Here is a 13,810-nt window from a genome sequence, read left to right on the forward strand (position 1 = left end):
AGTCGGTCGCTCCGAACCAATGTTCACTCGAATCGATGCGCTTTGCGCTACAGGTGGTTGCGAGATGCACTATGCGACTGATCATGTGTAGCGTCAGAACAGATATTATTATCTGACAATGATCCCAAAGGACTGTCCTGCTCGCCTTCAAGTTGACTATGGATTTCGGCCGATCACTTGATTTCGGCCCAGCATTGCGCCAAACAGGCAACACGTTTCTCGGGGGTATCTATGGCGCCGCAAATTTCATTAGTTGTTCCTATTTACAAAGAAGAAGCAAACATTCGGCCGTTTCTGGCGCGTGCTGAAGCGGTGTTTGAAAAAATGGGTAAAACCTACGAGATCATTTTTGCGCTCGATCCATCGCCGGATCGGACGGAGGAGGTGGTCCTCGAGGAGATCAATCGCAACCCTCGCATCAAGCTTCTGGTGTTTTCTCGACGGTTTGGCCAGCCAGCGGCCACGATGGCGGGCATCTTGAGCTGCAGTGGTGAAACCTGTGCGGTGATCGACGTCGACCTGCAGGATCAGCCGGAACTGATCGAGCAGATGCATGCAAAACTCTTCGAAGGTTTTGAAGTTGTTTACGCGACACGACGCAGCCGGCGTGGCGAGACCTGGTTCAAGCGCCTGATTTCGCATTTCGGCTACTCGGTCATCAACAAGCTGAGTGATGTCAAAATTCCGCGAAACACCGGCGATTTCCGCATCATGACACGCCGGGTGATTGAGGAGCTGAGGCAGTTGAACGAGACCCACGGCTTTCTCCGTGGTCTGGTGGCTTATGTGGGTTTCAAACAGGGCTTTATCGAATACGACCGCGATGAGCGTTTCGCCGGACAAGGCAATTACAACCGTTTGACCGGCTCGTTGAAGATTGGCCTCAACGGTCTGATCAGCTTCAGTTCGCGACCGCTGTTCATGATGTCGATTGCCGGCTTTGTGCTGGCCGGCCTGAGCTTTCTGCTTGGCGCCTCTTATGTCATCCAGAAAATCGTTGGAATAGAGCTGACGCCGGGTCTTTCCACGACGGTGCTGTTCATCAGCTTCTTTTCCGGCATGCAGCTGCTGGGTCTGGGCCTGATCGGCGAATATGTGGGCCGAATCTATGATGAAGTGAAGCGTCGTCCGATGTATATCGTCGATCGGAAAACCAACTTTTAGAGGTCACGTCGTGTTCCCATTCAAGCTTCCCATTCCGCGTGGCCACACCGCCGAGCCGGTCTGGAACGGTGCCGGTTTTACGATCGGATCGGAAACGGTACCGGTTCTGGAATACAGCGAGAATTTCGAGGGCTGGTCCGATGATCTCACGCAGCTTCACGAAGAGGCTGCCGGGGACCAGCATCCCATTGACGTCGCATCGCGAAACCACGCCATCGAGCAGGTCGAAGCTCACAAACCGAAATCCACTGCCGTCATCATGGATATCGGTTGTTCCTCCGGCTTTCTGCTGAAGGATCTGCGTAAGCGGCTGGGCCAGGATTTCCTCATCGGCGCCGATGTGGTCAAGGCGCCGCTGCTGAAGCTTGCCGGAGAACTGACGGATATTCCGCTCATCCGGTTTGATCTTCTCCAGTGCCCCTTGCCGCCGCAGTCTGTCGATGCCATCGTTATGTTGAATGTTTTCGAGCATATTGGCGACGATGTCCTCGCCATGCAGAAGGCGTTTGAGCTTCTGTCTCCCGGCGGCGTTCTCGTTGTCGAAGTGCCCGCCGGCCCCTCCCTGTTTGGCCCCTACGATGTCCAACTCAACCATTTCCGGCGTTATACGAGCGCTGAACTGGAAGGGAAATTAAAAGGTGTTGGTTTCCATATCGCCGGAAAGTCTCACCTTGGTTTTATTATTTTCCCGGCATTTGCCTTGGTAAAGCTGAAGGACAAGTGGTTTACCAAGAAGGCAAAGTCGGAAGTTGTGGCGCAGCAGGCAGCATCAACGAAGAAAAGCTGGCTGATGTCGGCCTTGATGCGTCTTGAGACGCAATATCTGTCACGGATGTCTTTGCCTTTTGGCATTCGTGTGACCATGACCGCAGTAAAGCCTGAAGGCGTGTCGCCGCGGTGAGTTTGTAAAGCCTTTTGATATTCAAAAACGGTTAAGTCAGCCGCCTCAGTTTTGAACAGGGGCGGCTTTTTCGTACTCCGATCAAGGTACATCTAAAATACACCGTTGAAATTGTATTAAAAAAATCGAATGCAACCGTTGTTAACACATTTTTATGGATTCATGGTTGCATTAGAAAATAGTTGTCAACTATGTTGCGAGAAATGCGCGCCATAGGATTTATGGAGCGGCGCTAATTCAACCTTTTCTCGACGTGGGAGGGCATGATGGTGTATGGGCAGCACTCTGTTTCCAAATGGCCGAAAGAATTTCCGACGCTCACGCCTGAGCAGGAAATCATAAGTGATGACTTCGTTAAGCATTGGCATGATGTGCTGCCGCAGAACTTCGGCGTCGTCGACGAATTCAATCATACGTATGTGGTGAATCACGCGCCGCAAAACTTCCGTCGTACACTCGAAATCGGCGCTGGCAGCGGCGAGCATATGAAATACGAGGAACTCGACGAAGAGCAGAAGCAAAATTACGTGGCCGTCGATATTCGCGTCAATATGATCGATGAGCTGCATCGCAAATTCCCGGACATTCAGGCTGTTGTCGGGGACTGCCAGAAGCGCATGGGATTCGAAGATGGTCATTTCGACCGTATTCTTGCGATCCATGTACTGGAACATCTGCCGAATTTGCCGGACGCGGTCCGTGAAATGTATCGCCTGTGCGACAAGCAAAAAGGTGAACTTGCCATCGTTATTCCGTGCGAGGGCAGCCTTGCCTACTCACTGGCACGCCGCATCTCCGCACAGCGGATATTCGAAAACCGTTACAAGCAGAGCTATCGCTGGTTCATTGAGCGTGAACACGTCAATCTTCCCGACGAGATATTTGAGGAGATTACACGCTATTTCGACCTCAAAACCTCGACTTATTTTCCGCTTCCGTTAAAGGTGAAGGCTGTCAACCTGTGTATCGGCGCGGTGTTCGTGCCAAAGCGATATCGTGAATAGAGAATTGGCAATTGAAAATTTTTTCTACTGAATTCATGCGGTATGTGGTTGTAGGGGGCGCTACCGCATTTATTTATTTTGGCCTTGTTCTGGTTTTTGTGGAAATTTTCGGCCTTCATGGTGTTGTTCCCGTGAGTATGGCCTACATCACGTCAGTTGTTTTTCATTTCTTCTCGAGCAAACTTTTCACGTTCCGGACTGTGAAGGGAAATGTATCGGGCCAGGTGGCCCGATATCTCACGGTTGTGGCTCTCAATTATCTGGTGACCGCCGTCACCGTCTATTGTCTCGTCGATTATCTCAGGTATCCCACTTATGTCGGCGCGGGATTGGCGATTGCGGCGACACTTGTCATTGGGTACGGCATGACGAAATTCTGGGTATTTCAACGAGGTGGAATCCGACGTGGTTAAGACAGTTGTTGTAACGGGTTGTGCCGGTTTTATCGGTAGCAATCTGGTGGATCGCCTTTTGGCGGATGGCCATGCCGTGATCGGTGTCGATAATTTCTCGACAGGCCAGCGCCGCTTTCTCGAAGGCGCCCTTGCCAACCCCAATTTTACACTTGCGGAAATCGACTTGCTCGATACGGATGCCCTGAACGCGGCATTCAAGGGTGGCGAAGCGGTATTCCATCTTGCCGCCAACGCCGATGTGCGCTTCGGCACCGAGCATCCGCGGAAGGATCTCGAGCAGAACACTATCGCGACCTATAATGTGCTGGAGGCGATGCGTGCCAATGGCATCACCAAGATCGCCTTTTCCTCTACCGGCTCGGTTTATGGTGAGGCGCCGGTCGTGCCGACCCCTGAAGATGGTCCGTTCCCGATCCAGACATCGCTTTATGGCGCTTCAAAGGCTGCCGGTGAAGGGTTGATTTCTGCCTATTGCGAAGGGTTTGGTTTTCAGGCCTGCATCTTCCGCTTCGTGTCGATCCTTGGTGAACGCTATACGCATGGCCACGTCTTCGATTTTTATCACAAGCTGATGGCCGACCCCAGCCGTCTGCCAGTTCTCGGGAACGGCAAGCAGCGCAAGTCTTATCTGTACGTGCAGGACTGCATCGACGCCATGCTTCTGGCCATGGAAAAGGCGGACGGCAAGGTCAACATCTTCAATCTCGGTGTCGACGGCTATTGCGAAGTCAACGATTCGATCGGCTGGATCTGCGAAAGCCTTGGCGTGACGCCGACGCTCGAATATAGCGGTGGAGATCGCGGCTGGATCGGCGACAACCCCTTCATCTTCCTGGAAACGAAGCGCATCCAGGCGCTGGGCTGGAAGCCGAAATATTCGATCCGCGAAGGTGTTCTCAAGACGGTCGAATATCTCAAGTCGAATGAATGGGTTTTTGAGGCGAGGGACTGACATGCGCATCACCGTTCAAGGCCTCTGGCATCTGGGTTCCGTCACCGCCGCCTGCCTTGCATCGGTAGGCCATCAGGTGACGGGTTTCGACGAGGATGAGGCCACGGTCGTCGGCCTTGCCAAGGGCAAGGCGCCGCTTCTAGAGCCGGGGCTGGACGATCTCCTGTCCGCTGGCCTTGCTGGCGGCACCCTGTCTTTCACCACAGATCCGGCTGTGGCTCTGCCCGGCGCCGAGTTGTTGTGGATCGCATACGACACCCCGGTCGACGAGGACGACCGGGCGGATGTCGGATTTGTCATGGCGCGGGTGACGGCCAGCCTGTCGCAGCTTGCATCCGATGCTGTTGTGTTGATCTCATCGCAGATGCCGGTCGGCTCAATCGCGGCACTGGAAAAGGTTGCTGCAGATCTTGGTCGCCCTGATATCCATTTTGCCTGCAGTCCGGAAAATCTGCGCCTCGGTGGGGCACTCAAGGTGTTTCTACAGCCGGATCGGATCGTTATCGGCGTTCGCGATGAGTTCACCAAGGAACGGCTGCGCGCCGCGCTTCTGCCCATTACCGACAGGCTGGAATGGATGGGCGTTGAATCGGCTGAAATGACCAAGCATGCCATCAATTCCTTCCTCGCGACGTCAGTCACCTTCGCCAACGAGATCGCCGCCATTTGCGAAATGGTTGGTGCCGACGCCAAGGAAGTAGAGCGCGGGCTGAAGACGGAAATGCGGATCGGGCCAAAAGCCTATCTGGGGCCGGGTGGGCCGTTCGCCGGCGGCACGCTGGCAAGGGACATCCTATTTCTTGAAGCGGCCAGCCGTAATACCGGTATCGCGACACCCTTGCTCTCTTCCGTCAAGGTCAGCAACGATCAGCACAAGACCTGGGTACGCCGGAAGATCATCGACCTGGCCGGCGATCCGAAAGGTGTCAGTGTTGCGGTCTGGGGACTTACCTACAAACCCGGCACCAGCACGCTTCGTCGCTCGCAGTCGGTCGAGCTGTGCGACTGGCTTATATCACAGGGTGTGTCACTGCACGTTCACGATCCTGCGGTAGTGGCACTGCCGGATCACTGGCAGGGCAAGGTTCAGCGTCATGACACGGCCAGTGATGCCGCTGCCCGGGCCAGCATTCTGGTGGTCGGAACGGAGTGGCCCGAATATCGGAGCGAAATCGAAAAGCTGCCGGAAGCGGCGCTGACGGTAATCGACGCCAACCGGTTTCTTGCTGCCCAGGCGGCTGCCAGAGGTCTGAAATATATCGCTGTCGGCAGCCGGCAGAAATAAAAGAGGTTCCATTTTGAGCGGACAACTGGCTGGCAGGATTGCCATCATCACCGGAGCTAATCAGGGCCTCGGTTTCGAAATTGCCAAGGCTTATGCCGCAGAAGGCGCCAGCCTGATGGTGTGTGCCCGCAATGAGGAGCTTCTTTCGCAAGCTGCAGCGGATCTTCGTGCCAATACCGCGCAGGGGCAGAAAATCATCTCGCAATCGGCCGATGTGTCGAAGCAAGAGGACGTTGAGGCTGTCGTAGCGGCCACCTTGGCCGAACTCGGCGGCTGCGATATTCTCGTGAACAATGCCGGCGTCTACGGCCCAAAGGGCGATATCGAGGATATTGACTGGTCGGACTGGATCCGGGCCATGGAGATCAACGTCTTTGGATCGGTGATGATGAGCCGCGCCGTGCTTGGTCATTTCAAAGCCCGTGGCTACGGCAAGATCATCCAGTTGTCGGGCGGCGGCGCCACCAATCCACTGCCGCGTATCAGCGCCTACGCCACGTCCAAGGCTGCGATCGTTCGATTTGCCGAGACACTCGCCGAAGAGGTTCGCGGGCTTGGCATCGACGTCAACTGCATTGCCCCCGGCGCGCTCAACACCCGCATGCTGGATGAGATCCTTGAAGCCGGGCCGGAAAAGGTCGGTCAATCCTTCTACGATAAATCCTTGAGGCAGAAAGAGGGTGGTGGTGCGCCACTGGATGCCGGCGCCGGCTTGGCGGTCTTCCTTGCTTCTGCAAAGAGTGATGGTATTTCCGGCAAGCTGATAAGCGCGATCTGGGACAATTGGGAACAATGGCCCGCACATCGCGACGAACTTTCGAGATCGGATGCCTACACATTGCGCCGGATTGCCGGCCGCGACCGAGATATGGCCTGGGGCGACAAATAAAGCGGACAACCTGATGCCGCCACAAGCTGTTTTGGCGCGCCGATTTTTTCAGACGGCTTAAAACTGCTGCAAAACAAGGGTGTCGACCAAACAACGGCTTGCACGCTTTGCTTCGGCACAGCTATGAATTGATGTATTGGATGAGGGGTTTTAGGTGAAGGCAGATAAGCGCTTTGGAGTGGCCATTATCGGCTGTGGCCTTATTGGTCAAAAGCGCGCTAAGGCTTTGGGTGCCGGGGGACATCTTGTCGCCTGTGCTGACAAGGATATAGCGCGCGCCAAAAATCTGGCGGCATTGGCCGATGCGCCATTCTTTGCCGATTGGCAGGACGTTCTGAAGTTGGACACGGTCGATGTCGTGGTCATTGCCACACTGCACGATTCTCTTGCCGAGATCAGCCTTGCGGCCGTGCGCGCCGGCAAACATGTTCTGGTCGAAAAGCCGGCAGCCCGAACGTCAGCCGAACTGTTGCCGGTGATTGCCGCTGCCGAGGAAACTGGCGTCAAGGTCCATGTCGGTTTCAGCCATCGCTATCACCGCGCCCTGCAGAAAGCCAAGGAGATCGCCGATAGCGGTGTGCTGGGCGAGATGATGTTCATCCGCGCCCGCTACGGGCACGGCGGCCGCCCGGGTTACGACCGTGAATGGCGCGCCAGCCCACAGCTTTCGGGCGGCGGCGAGTTGATCGACCAGGGGCCGCATCTCATCGACCTGTCTCGCTGGTTTCTCGGCGAATTCACCAGCACAAGCGGTTTTGCCCATACCTATTATTGGGATATGCCCGTCGATGACAACGGTTTCATGCTTCTGAAGACCGAGGATCAGAAGGCTGCCTTCCTGCACGTGTCTTGCACCGAATGGAAGAACCTGTTTTCCATGGAAATCTACGGTCGCGACGGCAAGCTTGAAATTTCCGGCCTCGGCGGAAGTTATGGTGTCGAGAAACTGACCTATTACAAGATGCTGCCGCAGATGGGGCCGCCGGAAACCTATTCCTGGGAATATCCGATGGCCGACAATTCATGGGAAGTCGAACTCGCGGAGTTCTTCGACGATATCGCCCTCGACCGTCGCCCGGCAGCCGGGCTGAAAGACGCCTTCGAGGCGCTCAAGATCATCGAAAAAATCTATCAGGAGTCCGGTTATGATCATAGCGCGTAGTCCCCTGCGCATCACCCTCGGCGGCGGTGGCACGGATTTGCCGTCCTATTACCGCGACCACGAGGGTTTTCTGGTTTCTGCGGCGATCGACAAATACGTTTATGTGACGGTGATGCGGCCGTTTACCGAAGGCATCTACCTGAAATATTCGCATCTGGAACATGTCGAAAAGATTTCCGAGGTAAAACACCCGATCATCCGCGAGTCATTGCAGATGATCGGCTTCAATACGCCGCAGGTTGAAATCACCACGCTTGCCGATATTCCGGCCGGCACAGGGCTGGGCTCATCCGGCAGTTTCACGACCGCGCTGCTGAAGGCGCTTTACACGCACCGCAAGCGCCATCTTCATCAGGAAGAGCTCGCCGAGCTTGCCTGCCATATCGAAATCGATCGCCTGGGCGAGCCGATCGGCAAGCAGGACCAGTATATCGCGGCCGTTGGTGGCGTTACCTGCTTCACCTTCCACAAGGATGACAAGGTCACCGCCAAGCCGCTTGGTCTTTCCATGGACACGATGTTCGATCTGGAAGACAACCTTCTCCTGTTCTTCACCGGCTTTTCCCGCAGTGCCAGCGGCATTCTCAAAGATCAGCAGGTCAAGTCGCAGAAGCAGGATGTCGACATGCTCAACAACCTTCATTACGTGAAGGATCTGGGCTATCGCAGCCGCGACGCACTGGAAGGCGGCAATACGCGGCTGTTCGGCGAACTCATGCACGAACATTGGGAACACAAGAAACGCCGCTCGGGTGGGATGAGCAATCCCAAGATCGACGAGTGGTACGAGCTCGGCATGAAGAATGGTGCTGTCGGCGGCAAGCTTGTCGGTGCAGGTGGCGGCGGTTTCCTGATGTTCCTCGCCCACGATCGCACGAAACTGCGTCAGACCATGGCGGCCGCCGGACTGGAGGAAGTTCGCTTCCGATTCGATTTCGAAGGCACAAAAGTGGTGTTGAGCTCCTGATGCTGACGGTTGCCATCCTCGCAGGCGGCCTGGCAACCAGGCTGCGCCCGATTACAGAGACGATCCCCAAGGCGCTTGTCGAGGTGGCCGGGCGGCCTTTCATTTTCCATCAGCTGGAATATCTGCACGCACAGGGCATCCGCCGGGTCGTGCTGTGCATCGGTTATCTTGGCGAGATGATCGAGGAAGCGGTCGGTGACGGATCGGCATTCGGTCTCGAAGTGCTTTATGTCGCCGACGGGCCCAAACTCCTGGGGACCGGAGGCGCATTGCGCCAGGCGCTGCCGCTTCTGGGGGACGCCTTTTTTGTTCTCTACGGCGATTCCTTTCTGCCGATCGATTTCGCGGCGGTCGAGAATGCCTATCACCAGAGCGGCAAGGCCGGCCTGATGACGGTTCTGGACAATGGCGACCGCTGGGACAAGAGCAATGTCCGGTATATCGACGGTGTGCTGGTTGAATATAACAAGCGCCAGCCAACGCCGGACATGCATTTCATCGATTACGGACTAGGCATTCTGCAGGCCCGGTCGATCGCCGACTGGCCGGACGAGGTGTTCGACTTGGCCGATCTCTATCACGACCTGTCGGTTGCGGCGCAACTCGCGGGATTTGAGGCCAATGAACGGTTCTATGAGATCGGATCGCATGGTGGCCTGAAAGAAACGGAAACCTATCTCACAGAGGGACGTAAATCATGACATATGCTGCACAGCATTTGAAAGAAGCATCGGAAATCATCGACAAGCTCGATGTGGCCGCCATCGAGGGCATGGCTGATCTTCTGGCCACGGTGAAGGCCGAGGGTGGCCGTATCTTCTTCCTTGGCGTCGGCGGCAGCGCCGGCAATGCCTCGCACGCGGTCAACGATTTCCGCAAGATTGTCGGTATCGAAAGTTATGCGCCGACCGACAATGTTTCCGAATTGACGGCCCGCACCAATGACGAGGGCTGGTCAACGATCTTTGCCGAATGGCTGAAGATCAGCAAGCTCAACGCCAAGGATGTCCTGTTCATCCTGTCGGTCGGCGGTGGCAATCTCGAAAAGAACATCAGCCCCAACCTGGTCGAGGCGCTCAAGCTGGCAAAAACCGTCGGCGCCAAGATCACCGGCGTCGTCGGTCGCGACGGCGGCTACACGGCACAGGTTGCCGACGTTTGTGTCGTTGTGCCGACGGTCAATTCCGAAACGATCACGCCGCATTCGGAAGCTTTCCAGGCAGTCGTCTGGCATCTGCTGGTCTCGCATCCGAAGCTGAAGGCCAACCAGACCAAGTGGGAATCGGCGGTTCGCTGAATGACCAAGGCTGTCTTCCTCGATCGCGACGGCGTCATAAACCGTGCCGTGGTGCGCGAAGGAAAACCGTATCCGCCAAAAGACCTCGCCGGCATGGAAATTCTGCCCGGCGTCGCGGATGCGCTGACAAGACTGAAGGCGGCCGGTTATCTTCTGATCGTGGTCACCAACCAGCCGGATGTGGCCCGCGGTACCACAAAACGCGAGACCGTGGAGGAAATCAACGATTTCCTCCACACGACCCTGTCGATCGACGAGGTGCGCACCTGTTATCACGACAGCGGCGACGGCTGCGACTGCCGCAAACCGAAGCCGGGTTCGATCCTTTCGGCAGCGGCCGAACATGACATCGATCTGGAAAAAAGCTTCATGGTGGGCGACCGCTGGCGGGACACCGAGGCCGGAGAACGGGCAGGCTGCCGGACGATCTTTATCGATTATGCCTATGACGAAAAACAACCGGAAACAGTCGATTACCGCGTGTCGTCCCTGAGCGAGGCCGCGGATATCATTTTGGGAGCAAGAGCATGAAAAAAGTTGAAGACCTGACGGTCAAGATATTCGCTGACGGCGCAGACAAGGCCGGCATGCTGGAAATGTATGAAAAGCCTTTCATCAAAGGCCTGACCACCAACCCGACGCTGATGAAGAAGGCCGGCATTACGGACTATGCCGCATTCTGCAAAGATATCCTGAAGTCGATCGGCGACAAGCCTCTGTCCTTCGAGGTGTTTTCCGATGACTTTGCCGAGATGGAAAAGCAGGCGCTGGAAATCGCCAGCTGGGGCGACAATGTTTACGTCAAGATCCCTGTCACCAACACCAAGCAGGAAACCTGCTATGCGCTGGTGGAAAAACTGGCAGCCCGCAAGGTGAAGATGAATGTCACCGCGATCATGACGCTCTCGCAGGTTCGTGATGTGGTGGCAGCACTTGATCCCGACGTGCCGAGCTATGTCTCGGTATTCGCCGGCCGCATCGCCGATACCGGACGCGACCCTGTTCCGTTGATGGCGGCTGCCGTCGAGATGCTGAAGGTGGCACCGGCTGCCGAACTGATCTGGGCCAGTCCGCGCGAACTGCTCAACATCTTCCAGGCCGACGATATCGGCTGCCAGGTCATCACCGTCACAAACGACATCCTCAAGAAGCTGTCGCTGGTCGGTTACGACCTCGATAGCTATTCGTTGGATACGGTAAAGATGTTCTACAAGGATGCCGTCGACGCCGGGTTCAAGCTTTAAGGCTGACCGCATAGCTTATTGCGTCCGTCATCACGCAATAGTGGCTTAAGGCATTCGTGAGCAGGCCGAACGAGGCGGTCCGATAAGATGTCGGATCGCCTTGTGTTTTGTGGAAGAAATCTGGAACGGCCAACAACGTTTCATTGCTCGATGTAAAATTGAAGCTTCATCAGCGTATTATAATTTAACAAAATAATAGTTTTTCCCATTAGGGCAGTTTCTGTTTTTCGCATGGCTTCTTCTAAAGCCTCACCGGAACGATGACCATTCGTTTTGCACAGGCGGGCTCTGCTCGATCTTTGTTATGGGCGAGCAAGTTTTCTAATCGCTGGCGAAGGTGAAGCACCTGTATGGCCGCACAGAAAAGGGGCGCTAAACGTCTCCCCCAAGCAAAGCAACAATCTTTTGCGCCTCACTTGGAATGCTGTGATGACAGTCGCTTGACGATAGGCTTGTCGGCCAAATATGCGCTCCACCTAAGGTGGATTGGCTGAGCCAAAATTAACTGTAGTTTGTTTTTATTTGATTTGTGCTCAGATTTATCACTGTGTCGCCTGCTCATAATTTTTAGGGCTGCGAAGGGTGTCATGGGACGATTGCACTGGTGCGATGTGGTTAGAGCGGCGGCTTGCGTGATGGTGGTTATTCTGCACGCAGCCGGCCCGTTTGTTCCAGTTAATTCTTCTGGCGGATGGCTGACAATGCCGGCGCTTCTCGAGGCTGCAACCCGCCCGGCTGTCCCGCTGTTTTTTATGCTAAGTGGCTACCTGTGGCTGTCCAGAGATAGTGATGTCACTTTAGAATCTTCCACCGGCAGACTAATGCGCTCTGCTATTCCCGGACTATTTTACACGTTAGTTTATGCAATTTTCCTGCATTTTGTGCTGAATATGTCTATCCCAAATCCGTTAACGGTGCCGGTGTTTTATCACCTGTGGTTTTTCTATGCCTATTTGGTGGTCGCCGGTTTGCTTCTAGTTGTGCGCCCGTCGAATGCCACTCCGGGCATGGGCATTGTGATCAACTGTCTGATTCTGTTGATATTTGCTGGCGGCATGTCGGTTTTCGGATTAGGACATGCATTTGAAACAGTTTCCGGTAGCGCGCTCTACCTGATTTACGCTTTAGCGGGGTTCTTCGTCGGTCAGGTAAAATTGTCACGTTCATCCGCGTTGTTGGCGGGGATTGTATTTTCTGCCGGGGTTGTTCTGACAGCGTACCTCACCAACCGGGTAAGCTTGCCCGCCGGAGGGCTTGATCAACGTTATTACGGCTATAACGCTAGCATCGTTGTGGTCATGTCGTTCGCAAGCTTCTATTTGCTTCGTTATCTGGGCGAAAAGGTGCAATTTGGTGCTCCTGTAGTTCGAAACATCAGCGCGGCCTCGCTCGGAATTTTTGGACTACACCCGCTCATCTTACATTTTTGCCTAGAGCAGTTGGGAAGAGACAGACTCTCGTTCCTGCTTGTATCTGCTGTACCTCTTCTGGCAGCTTGGGCCATTGCTACAGGATTGAGACATATTCCTTATGGGAAATGGATTGCTTAAAGCCTTTCCACCTTTAAGGGAGGCACAACCTGCATTTGTGAGATAGTTGGTGCATTCGCGTGGCTAAAGCGTGTCGCAGTTAACAAGATTCGGGATCCCCGTTTTGCATAATCTGTGATTCACTTTGCCCACGGAGGGGGACGTGCCATGGGCAAGCCGCATCCAATCGAGTTGCGTGAGCGTGTCGTTGCGTTTGTGGATGAAGGCAACAGTAACCGAGAAGCCGCACGGCATTTCCGCGTTTCGCCTCGGTGCGTCAATAACATGATGATCCTGCACCGGTCATACGGTTCTCTTCGCCTGCCCGACAAGGCCATCCGCCTGGCAGCACTCGACCCATGGTGAATGAATCCGCGAGCGCGTGGCTCCCCGCACGGCGAAGTGACCATGGACGAACTGTGTATCGAACTTGCCGAAACGGGATCGAAGTCCTCCGCGCGACAGTTGGCCGGTTTCTGCACCGGCTTGGGCTGAGCAATAAAAAAAGCCTCAAGGCAAGCGAGCAACGCAGGCCGGAGATCGCCAAGGCGCGTGATCTATAGATCAATCGCCGGAAGCCGTTCTTCAACAAGGCCTTGTCGCGGCTGATCTTTATCGATGAGACTTCGACGAATAGCCGCCTGACAAAGCGTACCGGATGGTCTGGCAAAGGCAGCCGCTTTGCTGCCTATGATCCGTTCGGTCACTAGGACGCGGACTCATTAACTGATGCGATCCATCTCCTCGTCGCTGCAAGCTTGATGGCTGCGAGATAGTTGTCGGCACGTCGGTCGTATCGCGTCGCGAGGCCACGCATCTGCTTGATGCGGCTTGAAGAACCGTTCCACGAGATTGCGCTGACGGTAGACCCAGGGGGTAAGCCTCCGGTGAGGGCCGTCTTGCGAGGTTGATGCGAACATCGGAAGTCCTAGTGCAAACACTAGGAGTAGTCCTATGACCAAGCATTCGATTGAAGTCATCACGTCTGTGGAGCGCCGGC

General features: G+C 55.2%; 15 protein-coding genes and 1 pseudogene. 15 read left to right on the forward strand and 1 reads right to left on the reverse strand.

The features are described from left to right. Positions 1 to 177: 177 nt before the first annotated feature. The 15 genes from ACRQ1B_RS15305 (at position 178) to ACRQ1B_RS15375 (ending at position 13,176) form a co-directional block, all read left to right on the forward strand. A complete protein-coding gene (locus ACRQ1B_RS15305; protein WP_432294568.1) occupies positions 178 to 1,164 on the forward strand; it encodes a glycosyltransferase family 2 protein in 987 nt (328 codons plus the stop codon). A 10-nt stretch (positions 1,165 to 1,174) separates the two neighbouring features. Further along, positions 1,175 to 2,065, forward strand: a complete 891-nt coding sequence (locus ACRQ1B_RS15310) for a class I SAM-dependent DNA methyltransferase (protein WP_432294569.1) — start codon at positions 1,175 to 1,177, stop codon at positions 2,063 to 2,065. Between the two features lie 263 nt (positions 2,066 to 2,328). Beyond that, on the forward strand, positions 2,329 to 3,069 hold the full coding sequence (locus ACRQ1B_RS15315; protein ID WP_432294571.1) for a class I SAM-dependent methyltransferase: 741 nt from the start codon (positions 2,329 to 2,331) through the stop codon (positions 3,067 to 3,069). 11 nt (positions 3,070 to 3,080) lie between these two features. Beyond that, entirely contained in the window at positions 3,081 to 3,482 is a 402-nt protein-coding gene (locus ACRQ1B_RS15320; protein ID WP_432294572.1) for a GtrA family protein, read from the forward strand. Then, on the forward strand, positions 3,475 to 4,437 hold the full coding sequence (locus ACRQ1B_RS15325; protein ID WP_432294573.1) for an NAD-dependent epimerase/dehydratase family protein: 963 nt from the start codon (positions 3,475 to 3,477) through the stop codon (positions 4,435 to 4,437). Before ACRQ1B_RS15320 ends, ACRQ1B_RS15325 begins: the two co-directional genes overlap by 8 nt. A 1-nt stretch (position 4,438) precedes the next feature. After that, positions 4,439 to 5,722, forward strand: coding sequence for a UDP-glucose dehydrogenase family protein (locus tag ACRQ1B_RS15330; RefSeq protein ID WP_432294574.1), 1,284 nt, complete (start codon positions 4,439 to 4,441; stop codon positions 5,720 to 5,722). A gap of 13 nt (positions 5,723 to 5,735) precedes the next feature. Continuing rightward, positions 5,736 to 6,611, forward strand: a complete 876-nt coding sequence (locus tag ACRQ1B_RS15335) for an SDR family NAD(P)-dependent oxidoreductase (protein ID WP_432294575.1) — start codon at positions 5,736 to 5,738, stop codon at positions 6,609 to 6,611. A gap of 154 nt (positions 6,612 to 6,765) precedes the next feature. Continuing rightward, on the forward strand, positions 6,766 to 7,773 hold the full coding sequence (locus tag ACRQ1B_RS15340; protein WP_432294576.1) for a Gfo/Idh/MocA family protein: 1,008 nt from the start codon (positions 6,766 to 6,768) through the stop codon (positions 7,771 to 7,773). Continuing rightward, positions 7,757 to 8,740: a GHMP family kinase ATP-binding protein gene (locus ACRQ1B_RS15345; protein WP_432294578.1), complete on the forward strand. Its 984-nt coding sequence runs from the start codon at positions 7,757 to 7,759 to the stop codon at positions 8,738 to 8,740. The genes ACRQ1B_RS15340 and ACRQ1B_RS15345 overlap by 17 nt, the downstream gene beginning before the upstream one ends. Continuing rightward, on the forward strand, positions 8,740 to 9,441 hold the full coding sequence (locus ACRQ1B_RS15350) for a nucleotidyltransferase family protein (RefSeq protein WP_432294579.1): 702 nt from the start codon (positions 8,740 to 8,742) through the stop codon (positions 9,439 to 9,441). The genes ACRQ1B_RS15345 and ACRQ1B_RS15350 overlap by 1 nt, the downstream gene beginning before the upstream one ends. Further along, on the forward strand, positions 9,438 to 10,037 hold the full coding sequence (locus ACRQ1B_RS15355) for an SIS domain-containing protein (protein WP_432294580.1): 600 nt from the start codon (positions 9,438 to 9,440) through the stop codon (positions 10,035 to 10,037). The genes ACRQ1B_RS15350 and ACRQ1B_RS15355 overlap by 4 nt, the downstream gene beginning before the upstream one ends. Then, positions 10,038 to 10,568 carry a D-glycero-alpha-D-manno-heptose-1,7-bisphosphate 7-phosphatase gene (locus tag ACRQ1B_RS15360; protein ID WP_432294581.1) on the forward strand — a complete coding sequence of 177 codons (531 nt, stop codon included), beginning with the start codon at positions 10,038 to 10,040 and terminating at the stop codon, positions 10,566 to 10,568. Next, entirely contained in the window at positions 10,565 to 11,281 is a 717-nt protein-coding gene (locus tag ACRQ1B_RS15365; RefSeq protein ID WP_432294582.1) for a transaldolase, read from the forward strand. The genes ACRQ1B_RS15360 and ACRQ1B_RS15365 overlap by 4 nt, the downstream gene beginning before the upstream one ends. A gap of 587 nt (positions 11,282 to 11,868) precedes the next feature. Beyond that, positions 11,869 to 12,831: an acyltransferase gene (locus ACRQ1B_RS15370; RefSeq protein WP_432294583.1), complete on the forward strand. Its 963-nt coding sequence runs from the start codon at positions 11,869 to 11,871 to the stop codon at positions 12,829 to 12,831. A 147-nt stretch (positions 12,832 to 12,978) separates the two neighbouring features. Beyond that, positions 12,979 to 13,176 carry a hypothetical protein gene (locus ACRQ1B_RS15375; protein WP_432294584.1) on the forward strand — a complete coding sequence of 66 codons (198 nt, stop codon included), beginning with the start codon at positions 12,979 to 12,981 and terminating at the stop codon, positions 13,174 to 13,176. A gap of 340 nt (positions 13,177 to 13,516) precedes the next feature. Here ACRQ1B_RS15375 and ACRQ1B_RS15380 read toward each other — a convergent pair. Then, a pseudogene (locus tag ACRQ1B_RS15380) lies at positions 13,517 to 13,682 on the reverse strand (transposase); the annotation flags it as partial. Positions 13,683 to 13,810: the final 128 nt, after the last annotated feature.

The sequence above is a fragment of the Endobacterium panacihumi genome (assembly GCF_050847465.1).
GTDB classification, from domain to species: Bacteria; Pseudomonadota; Alphaproteobacteria; order Rhizobiales; family Rhizobiaceae; genus Neorhizobium; species Neorhizobium panacihumi.